This is a genomic window from Chryseobacterium sp. BGA-UO-ETr-SB22 (assembly GCF_059567885.1).
In genome coordinates this window covers 916,247-933,269 of sequence record NZ_JCAQOV010000005.1, presented here as the reverse complement: position 1 = coordinate 933,269, position 17,023 = coordinate 916,247, and the positions used below count along the sequence as shown (strand labels likewise).

The window sequence follows — 17,023 nt, the reverse complement described above, 5'->3', positions numbered from 1 at the left end:
CATATTTTGTTTACATTTGTGGGATATCTTAAATTATGCCCCGACCTCGCGAAAGAATACTAAGCACCGCTATGGTCCTCTTCCATAGACAGGGCTACAACAATACAGGGATCAATCAGATCATTGAAGATGCAGAGGTCTCAAAAGCAAGTTTTTATCAGCATTTCAGGTCTAAGGATGAACTTTGTATTGAATTTCTTAATAAAAGATACGACTACTGGGCTTCTGAGCTTGAACAATTCACGTCAGATACCAAAACAGTGCAGGAAAAAATCCTAAAATCGTTTGATTTTTTGATTGATATGAATAAAAGAGAAGACTTCAGAGGATGCAGTTTTCTGAATATTTTATCTGAAATTCCGGCCGATAAAGAAGAGATTCACAAGGTAATCCGTTATCATAAAAACAAGCTGAGAGCATGTTTCAATGAAGATATTCAAAACGATGTTACAGCAGCACATATCTATCTTCTTTTTGAAAGTTCAATACTTACCAGCCAGCTTTACAGATCCAATGAATTAATCGAAAAGTCTAAAATCATCGTGCAGGATCTATTGAGTACTCCTGACTAAACGAAAATTCTAGGTTTGGGCTAAAGCCAATAGAATTATTTATAATTTGTAAGGCGGGTTAAAGCCCACCTCTATTGAATTTTAACGACAAGATCTTTTATCTTTTATCTTTTATCTTTTATCTTTCTATATTAACAATTCTTAAGAAACATTTAATTTTCTCTTCAACTTCTTTTCCAAACAGTCGTTTAATTTTGTGGTGATTGTTATCTAAAAAAGGAAAAGTGAAGAAAATTTTTACATCTGTTTTATTTTGTGCCTCTATTTTTTTCTATGCACAGACCGGTTCTCTTTCCGGAAACATTAATGACGACTCGAAAATTGCCCTGCCGGGAGCCAAAATCTCCTTGAGTCCGGGGAATATTTATACAACCTCAGATGAACACGGAAACTTTGTCTTCCTGAATGTTCCCCCGGGAAGTTATACCATGAAAATTGATTATCTTGGATATGGCGTACATGAATACAATGTAACAGTGGAGTCTGAGAAAAATACCCGCCAGAATATTATTTTCGACAAAAAAGAAAACTCTATTGCTGCAATTGTAGTGTCAGGAGCCACCTTAAAAAATCAGGCAAGAGCTTTAAACAAGCAAAAAAACAACGCCAATATTACCAATGTCATTTCTTCGGATCAGATCGGACGTTTTCCGGATGCGAATATCGGGGATGCTTTGAAACGTGTTCCTGGAGTTACCATACAGAATGACCAGGGAGAAGCCAGAAATCTTATTATCAGAGGACTTGCTCCCAACCTTAACTCTGTTACCCTGAATGGTGACAGAATTCCTTCTGCTGAAGGAGATAACCGTAATGTGCAGATGGACCTGATTCCTTCTGACATGATCTCCACGATTGAGGTTAATAAAACCCTGACTCCGGATATGGATGCCGATGCCATCGGAGGTTCTGTAAACCTGATTACCAGAGCTTCCCCGAACGGACAAAGGATTTCTGTAACCGTTGCCGGAGGATACAATCCAATCCGTGAAAAAGGAAATTATACTGCAGGATTTGTGTACGGAAATCGGTTTTTAGACAAAAAACTGGGCGCTGTATTCAGTTTTTCTTATAACAACAATAATTTTGGTTCGGACAATATAGAACCTGTATGGAGCCAGGCGAATGATCCTGCGAAGACCGTTTATGTAAGCAAAATGGGAATTCGATCTTATAATGAACACCGTATCAGACACAGTTTTGATCTCAATATGGATTATGAATTCAATTCCAAAAACAAAATCTATGCTTCTGCGATGTACAATTTCAGAAATGATAAAGAAAACAGATTTGCTTTGGGATATAAGATCAAACCTGTATACAATGCTGATGAAACCGAGATTACAGATTGGAAAGGAAGTATCACAAGACAAAACAAAGGCGGTGCTGCTGATAATGACAATACCCGTCTTGAAAAACAGAAAGTTCAGAACTATGCTTTACGAGGAGAACATTTATTAGGTTCTAAAGTAGATCTAGACTGGTCGGTAAACTATGCCATCGCCAGCGAAGATAAGCCGCATCAGCGTTATATAGAGTTTGAAAACAGTAAAATGAATTTCTCTCCTGACCTTAGCAATCCTGAAAAACCAATGTTCAATCTGCTTGCCGCTGATAATTTAGGAAGTTATAAATTGAGTGATCTTTCGGATGCCAACAACTTTACACAGGAAAAGGAACTGGGCGCAAAAGTGAATGTCCGTTTTCCATTTTCAGTAATTGATGGCCAGAAAGGACGTCTTCGTACTGGTTTTCGTATGCGTTTGAAGAAGAAAGAAAGAGAAAATGATTTCTATGCTTTTACTCCTGTGAACACTATGGGAAGCCTTTTATCTGTTCCAACAGTACATCTTGACGGTCAGAACTTCCAGCCTGGAAATTATGTTCCGGGAACATTTGTTGACCCTTCTTTCCTTGGAGGGCTGGATTTATTCAATCCTACTTTGTTTAATGGTAAATTAAAGCCTGAGAAATATCTTTCAAGCAATTACAATGCAAAGGAGCAGATCTATGCAGGTTATATCCGTTGGGATCAGGATTTCAATGATCAATTATCCATGATCGTTGGAGCGCGTATTGAAACAACCAACATCGATTACACCGGAAATTATGTAATGAATGAAGAAGATCTGGTAGGAAAAATCAATAATACAAATACGTATACGAATGTTCTTCCGAATATTTCCTTCAAATATGTTCCGATACAGGATCTTGTGCTTCGTGCAGCATTTACCACAGCTCTTGCCCGCCCGAATTATTATTCATTAGTCCCTTATCTGAATGTTATTTCAGAAGACGAGATTGTAGCTGCCGGAAATCCAAACTTAAAAGCAACCTATGCATATAATTTTGATTTTATGGCAGAAAAGTATTTTAAGTCTGTGGGAATACTTTCGGGAGGTATTTTTTATAAAAACCTGAATAACTTTATTTACACGTATTCCCAAAGAAATTATACGGCGAATGATTTTGCTAACGATTTTGCAGGACAGTCCAACCCCATTCCTGCGGGAGAAAGCAACTGGAAGTTTACCCAGCAGCGTAATGGTGACAATGTAGATATTTATGGGTTTGAAGTGGCGTTGCAAAGACAGCTTGATTTTATTCCAGGAGCTTTCTGGAAGGGACTTGGAGTGTATGTAAACTATACTTACACCAAATCCAAAGCAAAAGGAATCACCAATGAAGAAGGTGTTGAAAGAACAGATGTAGGGTTCCCGGGAGCGGCTCCTCATATGTTCAACGGATCTCTTTCATGGGAAAACAAACGTTTTTCAGCCAGAGTTTCTATGAACTATGCGTCTCATTATATTGATGAACTGGGAGGAAAAGCCTTTGACGACCGTTATTATGACAAACAGTTTTTCCTTGATGCCAATGCTTCCTACAAGATTACAAGCCAGCTCAGAATTTTTGCAGAAGCCAATAATCTTACCAATCAACCGTTAAGATACTATCAGGGAATTCAAAGCAGAACCGCTCAGGCTGAATATTACAGACCAAGGTTTACAATGGGAGTGAAATTTGATTTTTAAATACACATGAAAAACATACATTATATATTGGCTCTTTCAGTTCTTCCTTTTGTGATCAACTGTACAGGGCAGAAAGATTTAGCAGAAAAATTAAAACCAGCAGTTATTACAGAAACAGTGGCTCATGATACTGATGATCCCGCTATATGGATCAATCCACAGGATGCCTCAAAAAGTATCATCATTGGAACCGATAAAGATACGGATGGCGGATTGTACGCCTTTGATCTCAACGGAAAAATTATCAACAAAGTTTCAGGATTGAAACGTCCCAATAACGTTGATCTGGAATATGGTTTTATGCTAAACGGTAAAAAAACAGATATCGCTGCTGTAACGGAAAGGGAAACTAACAAAGTAAAATTATATACGCTTCCTGAGCTGAAAGAAATTGGAGAAATCTCTGTATTTGACGGAGAATCTGAACGTGGCCCGATGGGAGTTTCTCTATATAAAAATCCGCAGACAGAAGAAATATTTGTTATTGTAGGAAGAAAATCCGGTCCGGCTGACGGCTACCTTTGGCAGTATAAACTGACTGAAAAGAATGGATCTGTCACAGGTGAAGTTGTTCGTAAATTCGGGAAATACAGCGGACTGAAAGAAATTGAAAGTATTGCTGTAGATGATGAAATGGGTTATATCTATTATTCTGATGAGCAGTTCGGCGTTCATAAATATTATGCAGATCCGGACAAAGGAAATGAAGAATTATCTGTCTTTGGGAAAGGAGATTTTAAATCTGATGTGGAAGGAATTTCGATCTATCCTACTTCCAAAGGAAAGGGATATATTCTGGTTTCCAATCAGCAGAATGATACCTTTAATGTTTATCTAAGAGAAGATCAGTCCAAAGGAAGAATTGCAGAAATCCCAGTCTCTACGCTGGAAAGTGACGGTTCTGAAGTGACGAACGTTAATTTAGGACCCAAATTTCCTAAAGGAGTTTTCGTTGCGATGAGCAATGGCAGAGTATTTCATTTTTACGATTGGAGAATGGTTGAGAAAGCCATTCAATCTGCTGTGAAAGCTGGTAAATAAAATCAATCTTTAAACCATTAAGATTCGATAAGATTTTAAGAGTATTAAGTTGAAGATTGCTTCACCTATGGTTCGCAATGACAATGCAGTTCAACTTAATACTCTTCATTTTTTAGCTTACTGAACATGCTTCTTCAGAAATTCTGCTGTGAATGATATTTTGTTTTTCAACAGCTCCGGCGGAGTGCCTTCAAACAATACTTTCCCACCAAATTTTCCTGCACCTGGTCCCATATCAATGATCCAGTCTGCCTGTGAAATAATATCCAGATTGTGTTCTATAACAATCAGCGTATTATTCTGATCTACAAGACCGTTAAAAAAAGTCAGCAGTTTTTGTGTATCACTTGGATGCAGCCCTGTACTCGGTTCATCCAGAACAATGATCTGATTGGTGTTTTTCAGCTCTCTTGTCAGCTTCAGGCGCTGTCTTTCACCTCCGGAAAAGCTATCAAGCCTTTGTCCCAGAGTCAGATAATCAAGTCCCAACTGTATCAGCAGATCAAAATTTTTGAGAACATGTTCTTCCTTAAAAAAAGAGACTGCTTCAGAAACCGTCATATTCATCACTTCTGCAATTGTTTTTCCGCTGTAGGTATATTGCAGCACATCAGGATCAAATCCCGAACCTCCACAAACTTCACAAGGCTGCTCAATATCATCCATAAAAGCAAGATCAATCTTTTCTATCCCCAACCCTTTACAGTTTTTACAGGCTCCTTCACTATTTCTGCTGAACAATTTATCTGAAACATGATTAGATTGTGCGAAAAGCTTACGTACAGTATCTGATATCCCCAAATAGGTAAGCAAATTGGAGCGGGCACTTGCAGCAAACAAAGACTGATCAATAATGGTCACATCAGGATAAAGCTCCGGAAGAATACGGTTAATGAGAGTACTTTTGCCAGATCCTGCAACTCCCGTTACGACTGTCATTACTCCAGTTGGGATATTTACAGTTACATTTTTAAGATTAAACCTATTCGCATTTTTAATTTCCAGATATCCATCAGGCTTTCTGAATTTTTGCTTTATAAATGGTTTCCTTGCAAAATATGAACCTGTTTTTCCGGTTGACGTTTTTAAGCTTTTAAATGTTCCTTCATAGACCACTTCTCCCCCGTTTCTTCCTGAGCCTGGTCCTATATCAATAATATGGTCTGCCATTTTTATCAGGTCCGGATCATGCTCTACAATTAAAACAGAGTTTCCTTTATCCCTGATCTGCTGTATAATGGTGATAATATTTTGCAGATCTTTTGGATGAAGACCAATACTGGGTTCGTCAAAAATATATAAAAGATCTATCAGACTGTTTCCCAGACTCCGCACCATTTTTATACGCTGAGACTCTCCTCCGGAAAGGGTGTTGGTACTCCTGTCAAGAGTCAGATATTGCAGCCCTATCGTCATAATATTCTGTAATTTTGCCGAAAGTTCTTTGATGACCACTTCATATTGTTTTGAATCCAACGAAGTAATGAACTCAAGCAGTTCATCTACGGAAAGGGCCATACAATCTGCAATACTTTTACCTTCGATTTTACAGGACAATATTTTTTCATTCAACCGTTTTCCGTGACATGACGGACAGGTTTTTGTGATCACAATATTCTTCAGCGCATCTTTTCTTGTGATATTTTCTTTAGAATCTTTTTTCAGGAACGCTTTTTCTATTCTTGGAACAATTCCTTCATATTTTACAGTTTTTCCCCAATCTTTATGTGGATGTTTAGGCTTTTTTTCCGGTGCATGCAGCAAAATCTCCCATTCTTTTCCGGTAAAATCTTTCAGTTTTTTATCATTATCAAAATAACCGGACAAAGTATATCTTGTTAAACGCCAACCACCCGGCTGGAAGGTCGGAAACCGGATTGCCCCTTCATCTAAAGATTTCTCACGATCAATTAATGCATTCACGTCCAAAGTTTGAACAAAGCCCAGACCTTCACACTCAGGGCACATTCCCTGCGGATGATTAAATGAAAAAACGTTAGAATATCCTACAAAAGGTTCTCCCATTCTCGAAAATAACAGCCTTAAGGAAGCAGATACATCTGCTGCCGTTCCCACTGTAGATCTTGCATTTCCTCCTAACCGCTTCTGATTGATAATGATAGGAACATTCAGGTTTTCAATTTTATCTACATCAGGCAGACCATAATGCTGCAGACGATTTCTGATAAAACTGTTCTGGGTCTCATTGATCTGTCTCTGAGCTTCTGCTCCAATGGTTTCAAAAACCAATGAAGATTTCCCAGATCCTGATACTCCCGTAAAAACCACAATCTTATATTTTGGAATTTTTATGGAAATATTTTTGAGATTATTTTGCCGGGCATTGGTAATTTCTATATTTTCCATAATTAAAATGCTTAACTTTGTTAATAATTAACTAAGTTAAGTATATTTATCATGAAACACATTGAAAAAGAGTTTTTTAACACATTCACAAATTTCCAATGCCTTATTCTGGCGCATATGAACCGGGGAAATATCAATGGAGTTACAGCCGCTCATTATAATATCATTGAATTTATTTTAAGAAAAGAAACAGCCACAGGAAGGGAAATTTCAGCAGCATTTAACATCAGCCAGGCAGCCATCTCGAAGCAGTTGAAATTTCTGATCAGCAATGATTTGATTATTAAGAGACAGGAAGAAACAGATCACAGGAAATTTAATCTTTCAGTAACGGATAAGGGAAGATTTATCATAGAAAATTCAGAAACTTTCCGTAAAAACATTACCGGACAGACAGCTTCTATACTGACTTCTAAAGAATTGGAAAATTTTAATTACCTGTTAAATAAAGTATTGAATCATGTAAAACTATAATACTTCTCTCCTACTTATACGTTCTAAACAGCCTGTCCCAGATAGAAGTATAAAATCCAAAGTTTTTGCTTTCATCCAGGTGATGCTGATTATGAAATCTTGTTGTTCCTACGAATAAACGGTCAAATGAGGCTGGAAAAAACTCCCTGTTCAGATGTCCTATGGTTCCCCAGACAAGGTTGAGCAAAAGATAAATGGAAATAGAAATTACAGAGAAATCATAACCGATGAGTAAAGCAAGCATCATCAATCCAAATCCTACTGTTTCAAAAGGATGCAGAACAAAAAGGCTCAGAAAGTTGGTACTTACATGCTCATGGTGCTTTCTATGCAGAATTTTGTAGATGAAAGGCAGATGGGCTCCATAATGAAAGAAATACATCAAAAGATCCATCAAAAGTAGCAAAGCAATAACTTCCGCTGTTATCCTAATTACCGATTGAGTTTCTCCAAGCACAATCCATCCGTTTTTCCATAAGAAAACTCCCAGCAGCATCACAAAGCTATTACAAATTATGGTGAAAAGACTGAGAAAGAAATTGGATCTTGTAACGGGATGATTTGTTTCCTGCAGCTGACTTTTACGGCAAGTTTTTTCAATAAAAATATATAGACCTATAGAAAACAGGTACAGAAAACTGTTAATAACCAGGCTGAATATCATCCACTGTGGCCAGGAAAACTGCCAGAACAGATGCAAATAACCGGAAAGTTCTGTGTGATTAAAATTCATAAACCTTTCATCCTTCAGCTTGATGTCATAAAGGTATGAATTTCATGGTAAAATCAGCTGATAAAGTAAATTTCAGGTATTATTTCTGTCTTGCCTTTCTTCTAAGCTCCCGAAGTCTTACGGTAAGGTTTTTCCGTAAGTCATTATGATACTGCCGGTAGTTTTTGATGCTGTTTTCCAGATTTTTTTTATTAAGCAGATATTCTTCATACAGATGACCCAGTTCTGAAATCTGTGTAACCACATCCGAAGGCTGGCTTTCAGGATCTTCTGCAGCTTCTATCAACAGACGGTAATATTCAATACGGCTGGTCAGGTTCATGTGAAGTTTCGGTTCTATACCCTGCATGATTTTGTGATTTTATGGTGTTCCTGAATAGGTAAAGGGCAAAAAGGTTTTATCCTTTTACTATTCGATATTATTTTTTATTATTAAATAAACTTTTTAATTTTTTCTTGAACCATTAAGATTGTATTAAGGTGTTAAGATTATTAAGATAAGTTTCGCTTTAACTTAAAATCAGAATGATTGTTCTTAACTATACTTTAATTCTTCAAACTTCTTAATGGTTTAAAAATATGTACTACATTTTTTTCTCTATCCGAATTCTATTTTTCCATCATAACCGGAGGCACATCACTCTGATATAGAATTGTAATGCTTCCGTTCTTTTCCTGACCTGCAGATTTGAAATACCCTCCGTTAAGGGCTGAAGAAATAAGGGTTTCGTTAGGATCGCCCAAAGGCAATAGTGGCAGCCCGGCATATTCGTTGACCATGAGCTGTGGGGAAATTCCATTACTGTATTCTCCGGCACCGTTGGCATTAAATACTTTATAAATCACCGGATGAATCTGCCAGGAAATTTTTCTTGGCTTCCGTTTGTCTTCTACTACAAATCCAGCCATATCTTTACCTAAAGTAGTATCTCCGATCTGAATAACCTGCATATACGGCTTCAGGTTGTTGATGACAATTTCTGCTGCAGATGCGGTACTGTTGGAGGTAAGAATAAACACTTTCTGCAATCCCAATGCATTGGCGCGTAAAGCAGCAAAATCAAGAGCTTTGGGATCATAAGCGATCTGCTGGGCAAATGTTCTTTTCACTTCACCTCCGTTTTTATTTCCTTTAAAAATGATGAATGGCGAACCAGATGACAGCCCTGAGGGAATCAATGAGCAAAGAGCGGCAGCAGACGATACCGAGCCTCCATAATTGTATCGGAGATCAAGAATCAGTTCCTGTACTCCAGCAGCTTTAAATTCTGCAAACTTCTGGTTCAGGGTTTGTGTCATTCCGTCCGGGAAATCATAGATATACAGATATCCTGCTTTTTTACCGTTTTTCTCAAAGACTTTAGATAAAATAGGCTGTTCAAAGGAAAATCCATAGTAAACGGTAATGTTTTTTTCATTGGTAACCGCTCCGTTCTGCCATTTCCCTACCGTAAGATCTACAACAGTCTGGTCTTTAATGGATGAGGCCATTGATTCTGCATTGGCTTCTGTAATACCTTTTCCATTGATTTTGGTAATAATCATTCCCCGTTCCAGCCCTGCATTGAAGGCGGGAGAATTTTGAAGAACCAGTTTTACAATTGTAACAACCTGATTGTTGGCAATTTTGACAACGGTATAATCAAAACCATACATATTCCTTATGGAACGTGGATAGCTGGAAGAATCTTCAGTATTGACCATGAAAGAAAACCGGTCCTGGGAAGACAGCAGACTTTTAAAAAAATCTTTTACGGGAAGACGATAATCTGGTTTTGCAGGCATTTGATCTGCCCAGTAATAATACCGTTTCATACTGTCCTGAACCCAGAGATTGACAGATTCTGTACTTCCTTCCGGAAAAACAGGTGCGCTTTCGTCATTATTATTCGTACAGGAAATGAGAAAGACTGTCAGAGCAATCAGTTGAAGTTTTAGAAAGTTTTTCATATTCAATTACAGATATTCTGCTACATCAATGTCTCCTTTTACCACCCATTCTCCATTTTCCATTTTTTCCTGAAGAACAATCATGTTTGCTCCTGTGTGCTGTTTCAGTTTCACCTGAATCATTTTAGATCCTGCATAAGGTTCTGTAGTTCCGGGTTTGTACAACTCCAGAAATATCGGAGCTGTAGAACTGAAAAAACTATAGATTTTCAACGCGGTAAAATTGTCTTTCCCTATGTTGTCAAATTCTGCCAGTACCACTCCATTTTCTCTTTTCAGAACGCCTTTCACCTCTTTCTGTGTAGTTCCGGAAAATTCGCCAAGATTAGGGAAAATAAATTCAAACCCTACTTTTCCAAGATTAACCTGAGGTTTTACAGCATATGTCTGCAGATAAATCCCCGGAAGATTGAAAAAATATAAGTTTTTAAAATCATTTATATTGTCATAGGTAATATTGTATTTTGCAATTTCGGTTCCTGTTTCATTATTATATACGGACAGCTTATTGGTTTCTCCCTGATCCAGGACAAACTGAAGCTGCGTTTCTATTTTATTGGTATAGGATGTTTTTCCGTCAATGGATACAGGTGCTCCATTGAACCTCAGCTGAAGGACCTCAGGCTTGGAAAATCCTTTGATATTAACCTCTCCGGGTTTCTGTACTTTATCATACAACTCCATCGTGTTGTTGTCTGTGCATGAAAACAGTGCAGTAAATAATAGTAGTAATGCAAAGATTCTGTTCATCTTTCTTCAATTATTTCATTGTAAAACTTAAAAATATCACCCTACCCGGGAGCAGGGCGATATATAATTATAAAAAAACTAGTTGGATATGTTCTGGATAGCCATTGTCAAATACTATCCATTATCTTATATTAAAAATTCATGGTGTTTCTAGAATCAGTTTCTAAGGGAAGACGAGTTATTTTTTAATAAACTTCAACCTTTCCATCGTCTTTCCATCTGTAATTTCTGCTATATAAGCTCCAAATGTAAGACCTGCCGTATTAATTGTTTTAGAATACTGAGTGGTCAATACTTTTTGTCCTGCTGCGCTGTAAATAGTTACCATCGTCATATTTTCTTTCAATGCCGGGTTAAGCTGCAGCTGTAAAGATTCTTTTACCGGATTTTCTGCTATTTGTGTTACAATTTTGTTTCTTTTTACATCCTTAGTTCCCAAAAATGAAGTAGCGTAGATTCCCATTTCATCAATATTGATATTCTGGACATTATTTCCGCTTGTTTTTCTGTTTGACCACATTCCGATATAGATTTTCTTCCCTGCAAAAGCAGAAAGATCTACAAGGGATTCTACAAACTGGGTAAGATCAGCCGGAAAGGGATTGGCTGAGTCACCTACCTGTATTTTGTATATACTCTGAACATCATTTCCATCTGCATCTACTGTCATTGCCTGAAAGTCTGATAATGCAGGAACTTCTTTCTGTGGTGTGCTTACATAAATAAAAAGCTCTCTGGCAACAATAGTATGAGTAGATCTCTGTCTTCCGATATAGGCAGCCAGAGTAACAGTTCCTGCAGTATTTGAAAGATCAATCTGAGGAGAAATAATCCAGTCACTTTCTGTCCCAAATCCTGTAGCACTTCCACTTGGAACCAAGCTGATAGAATGACGAAGAACTCCGGTAGTTCCATAGGTTAGAGCAGTTCCGTTGTGATAAATGTTCTGCCCCTGTACCCATCCGTTGCCATTGCTGTTCAAATCATGGAAAGTCCATCCCTGAAGGTCAGCAGGAGTATCAAAAGAATTTCCCCATACCAGAGTCTGCGCTGCAGCCAGGTGAGATAAAAACAGAACAGATGATAAAATTATTTTTTTCATAATGCTGATTATTAAGGTTTTTGAAATAAAAGCAAGGAATCAGCATGTGCTGTTCCCTGCTTTTTAAAGTTTTTTATTATTCTACAATGGAGAAATTGTATTTTGTCCAAAGTCCCTGGAAGTTTCCACAGTTTCTTGGAGATACATTCCAACCACCTTCGTTGAAGAAAGGCTGGCTCATACCCCATAGAGATGCAGGAGTACCAGTCAATAGGTTAGCTGCAGGGATTCCTGCTGTTCCTGTACCTGTAACTGAAGTAGTAAATCCGTGGATCTGGATTGTGTTGTATGCTGAAGCTGAAGAAAGTTCAGAACCTGTACCTTCTACTTTGATTCCCACAGGGTAACCTGTAACCACAGCGTTATTTAATGTTAATCTTCCGTGTCTTCTGATGTGGATACCGTTTTCATACAAAGCACCTTTCGTAGAGTTCTTAGAACCAATGATCGTAAGGTTGTTGATAACCGGGTGAGTCAACAATGATGTAGAAGAACCGTCTGCGTTGTTATCAAGCTCGATACCGTTAGAATCCGGGCTTGCTCCGCTAAGACTGTGTGTAGAGTTGTAATCTGCCAAAGCAAGAGCACAAGTAATAGTTCCTGTATATCCGTTATCGAAATCGAAGTTGTCATCATCCGCAGCGAAAGAAACAAGGTTTGAAGCGTTTACAGTACCTCCAAAGAATTCAAAAGAGTCATCTTTCCCGAAAGATACCTGGATATGATCCAAAGTAGTTCCGTTTCCTACTCCTCCTAAAGTAAGACCGTTGATTTCGTTTCCTGAGTTAGGAGCCAAAAGATCGAATCCTGCAAACTCGATACGTACATACTTCAATGTTCCTCCGTTGTGAGAAGCATTAGTACCTCCGTAATAGAAATCAGGACCAGATAATCCTTCAACTGTTTTTGTGAATGGAGTGTTTGTAGGAGCATCTCCTAACATGATAACACCTCCGAAATCACCAGGAGCAGCAGTTGTATCTTCGTTTCCGTCTAGCAATTTGTAGCTTGTGAAGATGATTGGTTGCGCTTCAGTACCTGCTGCGTTGATTTTTCCTGTTTTAGCAATTACCAAAACTCCTGTAGCAGTATTGCTAGTGTTTGGTTTAGCTTTAATGAATGTACCCGGCTGGATTGTTAATGTAGCACCATTTTTTACGGTTACAACTCCATCTAATTCAACTACACCGCTCCATGTAGTATTTGTAGTAATAGCACCACTTACGCTGGTTACCGGAAGAGCCGAAGCTGTAAGGTACTCAGCAGAAGTAGATTTCATTTCGAATGGAGAAGATGAATCCGCCAGTTGATCGTTTTGACAAGCTGTAAGAGATAATGCTGCCACTGCAATTAGAGTTAGTCTTTTCATTGTTATAATTTTTAATAAATCCGGTCGTGTTATTTTATATACCAGATCAGTTTTTTAATATTCAGGAATATCTGCCTCCCTATTCCTTCGATTTGGTTTTTAAAATTCATCCGTCACTGCAGGAGGAGCTGCATTGGGGAAGTTCCCATAGAAACCGTTAATACCTGGGAAAAGCCATTAACGCTCGGTTTTTTTCTGAACCGGTACTGGTGTGCGCTTCATCAGTATTCTTCCAGTTTTTGATCAGGTTACCGAAACCTGTACGCTGCTATCTCGAGCTCTTTTTTATAGTATTGTGTTTGGTGCACTTATTTCTTAAAAAGTATAATTCACGCTTAGGCTGAACATTCTTCCACTGTAAGCTCTGAACATAATTTTATCAATATTTTTATCATATTTATCTGTTGCTCCCGGAAGAAGCTCCCAGCCTTCTCTTTCTGTCCCCACATTACTTCCACCTCCATCTTTTGCCGCCAGATAAGAATTGAAGTTGTTATAATACTCCTTCACCCTGTTGAATAGGTTTCTTATATTCAATTTCACTTCAAAATTTTTATTACGCAGGAATTTATAGGAGATCTGAGCGTCTGCCACGGCATAAGGGCGTTGAATTTCTTCACCTTTATAAGCATATCCTACTGTAATGTACTGGTCTCCTTTCGCGTTATACAAAAAGCTCAGTCCAAGGCGGTCTCCGTCATAGACCAGTCCAAGGTTGTAGGCATAGGGAGTCTGCCCGTAAAGCGGTCGTTTCACTTCGTAGGTTTCATCATTATCCCCTGTTTTGTACAGGTCTTTAAAAGCCACTACTTTTGTATGGTTATAGGTAAAGTTTCCACTTATAAAAAGTTTTTCCAGAAAAGTTCTGTCAGCAATAAAACCAAGATTCTTTCTTACCTCTGCCTCAACTCCCAGCAGCTTTGCATTTTTTGAATTCCCATTATACAGGGATAGATTTCCTTCACTGGAGATGTGGCCTTCACGTTCAATAGGTCTGTCTATATTTTTGTAGTACAGTCCTGCTGAGAATATTTCTCCTAAGCCTGGAAACCATTCAAACTTAAAATCATAATTATTAATGACCGATGAGCTCATTTCCGTATTGTAAATCAATCCATTGGCAATAGGATCAAAGTATGGCAATCCTGTTCTTTCATTAAACTGCGGGCGGATAACAGATTTATTATACGCAAGTCTCAGGTTTATTTTATTGGTCGGGCTGTACGTAAAGTTCACGGAAGGCATAAACTGCCAGGGTTTATCTTCAATTGCCGTTCTCAGGATGTGCTTGGAATCTGAAGGATCCAGCTGCTGGGAAATCATGTCATATTTAAAATATTCTGCACGAAGTCCCCACACTAATCTCAATTTATTCTTCCAACGGTTGTCAAACATCACATAAACAGCATGCTGATTGACTTCTCCTTCATATTTATCATTTTTGTACAACGCTTTGGTTTCCCAGCCAATACCACCCGGAACATAATGGGAGCCATTAAACCAATCTGCAAGTGAACCATACATCGTCAAATGATTCTTCTCGTCATTGGGAACGTCCCGGTTTTCGTCAACACGAAGGAAAAACTTCTGTTGTTGGTTGGTATTGCTTTTTATAGCTCCGGCATATCCGGTTTTAATTGTATTTTCAAAACTTCCTGCATCCATGTCCCATTTTACAGAGGCTCCATAGTTGTAATCTGTTTCTCTGTTTTCAATATATCCTCTGTAAAAATCAGCTCCGGAATTGTAAATCTTATGATAGGTTAAAATTTCATTTCCTATAAAATCATATCTGGTAATATATTGTGTGTAATCTTTAGTATCTGAAGAAACTCCTGTTCGGGCTCCAAACCAGCTGATCTCTGTATTTCCTATTTTATGGTTTCCTTCGATTTTATTTTGTAAAAGGGTCTGAAAAATCGGATAGTTGGTATTATCAGTATAAGGTTTATCTAAGGTTTTGATCTGAGCTGGATCATTATTGGGTATAATTCCGTTGTAGAAATAATTATAGGCTAATTCTGCATTGGCAGCCATTCCGCTCCCGGTTGAATATTCATTCCACCCGGTGACTCTTGTCAATGTATTATCAAAAATATGGGTATAGGAATTACGGAATGAAATTCTGTTTTTTCCCAGTTGTAACCCGAAATTAAGCATTCCTGCCAGCGTAGAATTATAGTTGTAAGAAGCTCCGCTGTTTTTGAAGTTGTAAAACGGAATCTGTCCGTTGGCATCCGGCATTCCAGTAGTATCCAGCCAGTTTCCTCTCCCTGTGTGGTCTATATCCAGTTTATTCTGTTCATTTCTGATGACAAATGCTCCGGCAAATCCCCATTTATTATTGTTTTTAAGAGCATATGTTCTTCCTAATGCCAGCTGTATGTTAGATCCCATATCACCTCTGGTTTTATAGGTGCTGAAATTGTCATTGGTAAATTGTCTGGACTGTTCAAAAAATTTCGGATCCGTCCAGTTCACGGCTTCCAGTCCTTTGGGAAAATCCCTTGTTCCGTCGTCATATCCGAAATAATCATGCTTTCCCCGCTTGCGTGTCAGGAATTCTTTAAACGCCGACTGGTCATTATAAGAAGTTCCCATTGTTACAGTTGTAAAATTCTCGTTGGGAATATCCTTGGTTCTCACTTCTACATAACCTCCTGCAAAACTGGCGTTCATATCGGGTGTTGCAGATTTACTCACCACTACACTCTCCACCATGGCTGTAGGAATGATATCAAATGAGAAATTCTGATTATAGGCTTCCGTACTTGGAAGATTAATTCCGTCCATCGCTGCCGTATTCCATCGTTCCCCCATAGATCTTACAACTACATATTTATTATCAATAGTGGTAATTCCCGTTACTCTTTTCAACGTTCCTCCTACATCGCTGTCCGGAGTTTTAGAAATTTGTTCTGCTGAAATCCCGTCGCTCATCTGTGCTGCTTTTTTCTGCTGAGCAAGGAGTCCGGCCTGAGTATCTGCTTTACGGGCTGCGGTAATCACAACTTCTTTAATATCTGTAATTTTATCAGAAGCTTTGTTCAGAGCAAATGATACGGAACTTGTTTCTTTATTGGTTACAGATAGTTTTTCAACTCTCAGCGTATTATATTTGGGGGCTTTTATGGTAAGGTTATAAGTTCCTGAGGGAAGATCTACTGTAAAATCCCCGTTATTATCTGTTACTACGGTTTTCTGGGCGATATTAATTTCTGCTCCGGTAATCGGATTTCCTACCTCATCCACTATTTTACCGGAAATACGTCCGTTTCCCGGCACAGAGATGATAGAGCTTTCATATTTTATCGAAATAAGGTCACCATGCAGGCGGAATACTACAGGAAGACCATTGGTAATATCCTTCAGACAGCCATTAACGGATGTATTTTCACATTTTACACCTTTTACCTTCAGCTCTTTAATATCTACTTTAGAATAGGCCAGTCTCAATCCCGTTTTCCCGGCAAATTCCTCCAAAACTTCAATCAATGGTCTGTTGGCAGGTACAGAAAATGTTACTTTCTGAACCAGCTCCTGTGCTTCTGCGGCTACAGTAAAAAATAAGGCTGCTATGGTAATCCCACATTTCAAACTTTTCATACTTAAAGTGTTCTCTTGATTATG

General features: G+C 38.3%; 12 protein-coding genes. 4 read left to right on the top strand and 8 right to left on the bottom strand.

Going from position 1 to position 17,023, the window contains the following annotated elements; genetic code table 11:
• Positions 1 to 35 precede the first annotated feature (35 nt).
• The 3 genes from AC57AW_RS11495 (at position 36) to AC57AW_RS11485 (ending at position 4,648) form a co-directional block, all read left to right on the top strand.
• Complete coding sequence (locus tag AC57AW_RS11495; RefSeq protein WP_496351985.1) at positions 36 to 572, top strand: TetR/AcrR family transcriptional regulator; 537 nt, start codon at positions 36 to 38, stop codon at positions 570 to 572.
• A 224-nt stretch (positions 573 to 796) separates the two neighbouring features.
• Positions 797 to 3,607, top strand: coding sequence for a TonB-dependent receptor (locus AC57AW_RS11490; RefSeq protein ID WP_496351984.1), 2,811 nt, complete (start codon positions 797 to 799; stop codon positions 3,605 to 3,607).
• 6 nt (positions 3,608 to 3,613) lie between these two features.
• Positions 3,614 to 4,648: a phytase gene (locus tag AC57AW_RS11485; RefSeq protein WP_496351983.1), complete on the top strand. Its 1,035-nt coding sequence runs from the start codon at positions 3,614 to 3,616 to the stop codon at positions 4,646 to 4,648.
• A 117-nt stretch (positions 4,649 to 4,765) separates the two neighbouring features.
• Here AC57AW_RS11485 and AC57AW_RS11480 read toward each other — a convergent pair whose 3' ends face one another.
• Positions 4,766 to 7,015, bottom strand: a complete 2,250-nt coding sequence (locus AC57AW_RS11480; protein ID WP_496351982.1) for an ATP-binding cassette domain-containing protein — start codon at positions 7,013 to 7,015, stop codon at positions 4,766 to 4,768.
• A 51-nt stretch (positions 7,016 to 7,066) separates the two neighbouring features.
• Between AC57AW_RS11480 and AC57AW_RS11475 the strand changes: the two genes are divergently transcribed.
• The gene (locus AC57AW_RS11475; protein ID WP_496351981.1) at positions 7,067 to 7,489 is read left to right on the top strand and encodes a MarR family winged helix-turn-helix transcriptional regulator; all 423 of its coding nucleotides are present in this window, start codon (positions 7,067 to 7,069) and stop codon (positions 7,487 to 7,489) included.
• A 10-nt stretch (positions 7,490 to 7,499) separates the two neighbouring features.
• On the opposite strand, the gene AC57AW_RS11470 is transcribed toward AC57AW_RS11475, so the two are convergent.
• From AC57AW_RS11470 to AC57AW_RS11440, 7 genes are all read right to left on the bottom strand, one after another.
• A complete protein-coding gene (locus AC57AW_RS11470; RefSeq protein ID WP_496351980.1) occupies positions 7,500 to 8,222 on the bottom strand; it encodes a sterol desaturase family protein in 723 nt (240 codons plus the stop codon).
• A 79-nt stretch (positions 8,223 to 8,301) separates the two neighbouring features.
• Positions 8,302 to 8,571, bottom strand: a complete 270-nt coding sequence (locus tag AC57AW_RS11465; RefSeq protein ID WP_047422568.1) for a hypothetical protein — start codon at positions 8,569 to 8,571, stop codon at positions 8,302 to 8,304.
• A gap of 260 nt (positions 8,572 to 8,831) precedes the next feature.
• Positions 8,832 to 10,172 carry a S41 family peptidase gene (locus tag AC57AW_RS11460; RefSeq protein ID WP_496351979.1) on the bottom strand — a complete coding sequence of 447 codons (1,341 nt, stop codon included), beginning with the start codon at positions 10,170 to 10,172 and terminating at the stop codon, positions 8,832 to 8,834.
• Between the two features lie 6 nt (positions 10,173 to 10,178).
• Positions 10,179 to 10,922 carry a hypothetical protein gene (locus AC57AW_RS11455; protein WP_496351978.1) on the bottom strand — a complete coding sequence of 248 codons (744 nt, stop codon included), beginning with the start codon at positions 10,920 to 10,922 and terminating at the stop codon, positions 10,179 to 10,181.
• A 178-nt stretch (positions 10,923 to 11,100) separates the two neighbouring features.
• Positions 11,101 to 12,024, bottom strand: coding sequence for a T9SS type A sorting domain-containing protein (locus tag AC57AW_RS11450; RefSeq protein ID WP_496351977.1), 924 nt, complete (start codon positions 12,022 to 12,024; stop codon positions 11,101 to 11,103).
• A 76-nt stretch (positions 12,025 to 12,100) separates the two neighbouring features.
• Entirely contained in the window at positions 12,101 to 13,393 is a 1,293-nt protein-coding gene (locus tag AC57AW_RS11445) for a beta-helix domain-containing protein (RefSeq protein WP_309435087.1), read from the bottom strand.
• 315 nt (positions 13,394 to 13,708) lie between these two features.
• Positions 13,709 to 16,999: a TonB-dependent receptor gene (locus AC57AW_RS11440; RefSeq protein WP_496351976.1), complete on the bottom strand. Its 3,291-nt coding sequence runs from the start codon at positions 16,997 to 16,999 to the stop codon at positions 13,709 to 13,711.
• Between the last annotated feature and the right edge of the window lie 24 nt (positions 17,000 to 17,023).

Excerpts from the sequence above, each read along its gene's own strand:
- AC57AW_RS11495 (WP_496351985.1), top strand. The coding sequence starts at position 36 with ATGCCCCGACCTCGCGAAAGAATACTAAGCACCGCTATGGTCCTCTTC.
- AC57AW_RS11485 (WP_496351983.1), top strand. The coding sequence starts at position 3,614 with ATGAAAAACATACATTATATATTGGCTCTTTCAGTTCTTCCTTTTGTG.
- AC57AW_RS11480 (WP_496351982.1), bottom strand. The coding sequence starts at position 7,015 with ATGGAAAATATAGAAATTACCAATGCCCGGCAAAATAATCTCAAAAAT.
- AC57AW_RS11475 (WP_496351981.1), top strand. The coding sequence starts at position 7,067 with ATGAAACACATTGAAAAAGAGTTTTTTAACACATTCACAAATTTCCAA.
- AC57AW_RS11470 (WP_496351980.1), bottom strand. The coding sequence starts at position 8,222 with ATGAATTTTAATCACACAGAACTTTCCGGTTATTTGCATCTGTTCTGG.
- AC57AW_RS11465 (WP_047422568.1), bottom strand. The coding sequence starts at position 8,571 with ATGCAGGGTATAGAACCGAAACTTCACATGAACCTGACCAGCCGTATT.
- AC57AW_RS11460 (WP_496351979.1), bottom strand. The coding sequence starts at position 10,172 with ATGAAAAACTTTCTAAAACTTCAACTGATTGCTCTGACAGTCTTTCTC.
- AC57AW_RS11455 (WP_496351978.1), bottom strand. The coding sequence starts at position 10,922 with ATGAACAGAATCTTTGCATTACTACTATTATTTACTGCACTGTTTTCA.
- AC57AW_RS11450 (WP_496351977.1), bottom strand. The coding sequence starts at position 12,024 with ATGAAAAAAATAATTTTATCATCTGTTCTGTTTTTATCTCACCTGGCT.
- AC57AW_RS11445 (WP_309435087.1), bottom strand. The coding sequence starts at position 13,393 with ATGAAAAGACTAACTCTAATTGCAGTGGCAGCATTATCTCTTACAGCT.
- AC57AW_RS11440 (WP_496351976.1), bottom strand. The coding sequence starts at position 16,999 with ATGAAAAGTTTGAAATGTGGGATTACCATAGCAGCCTTATTTTTTACT.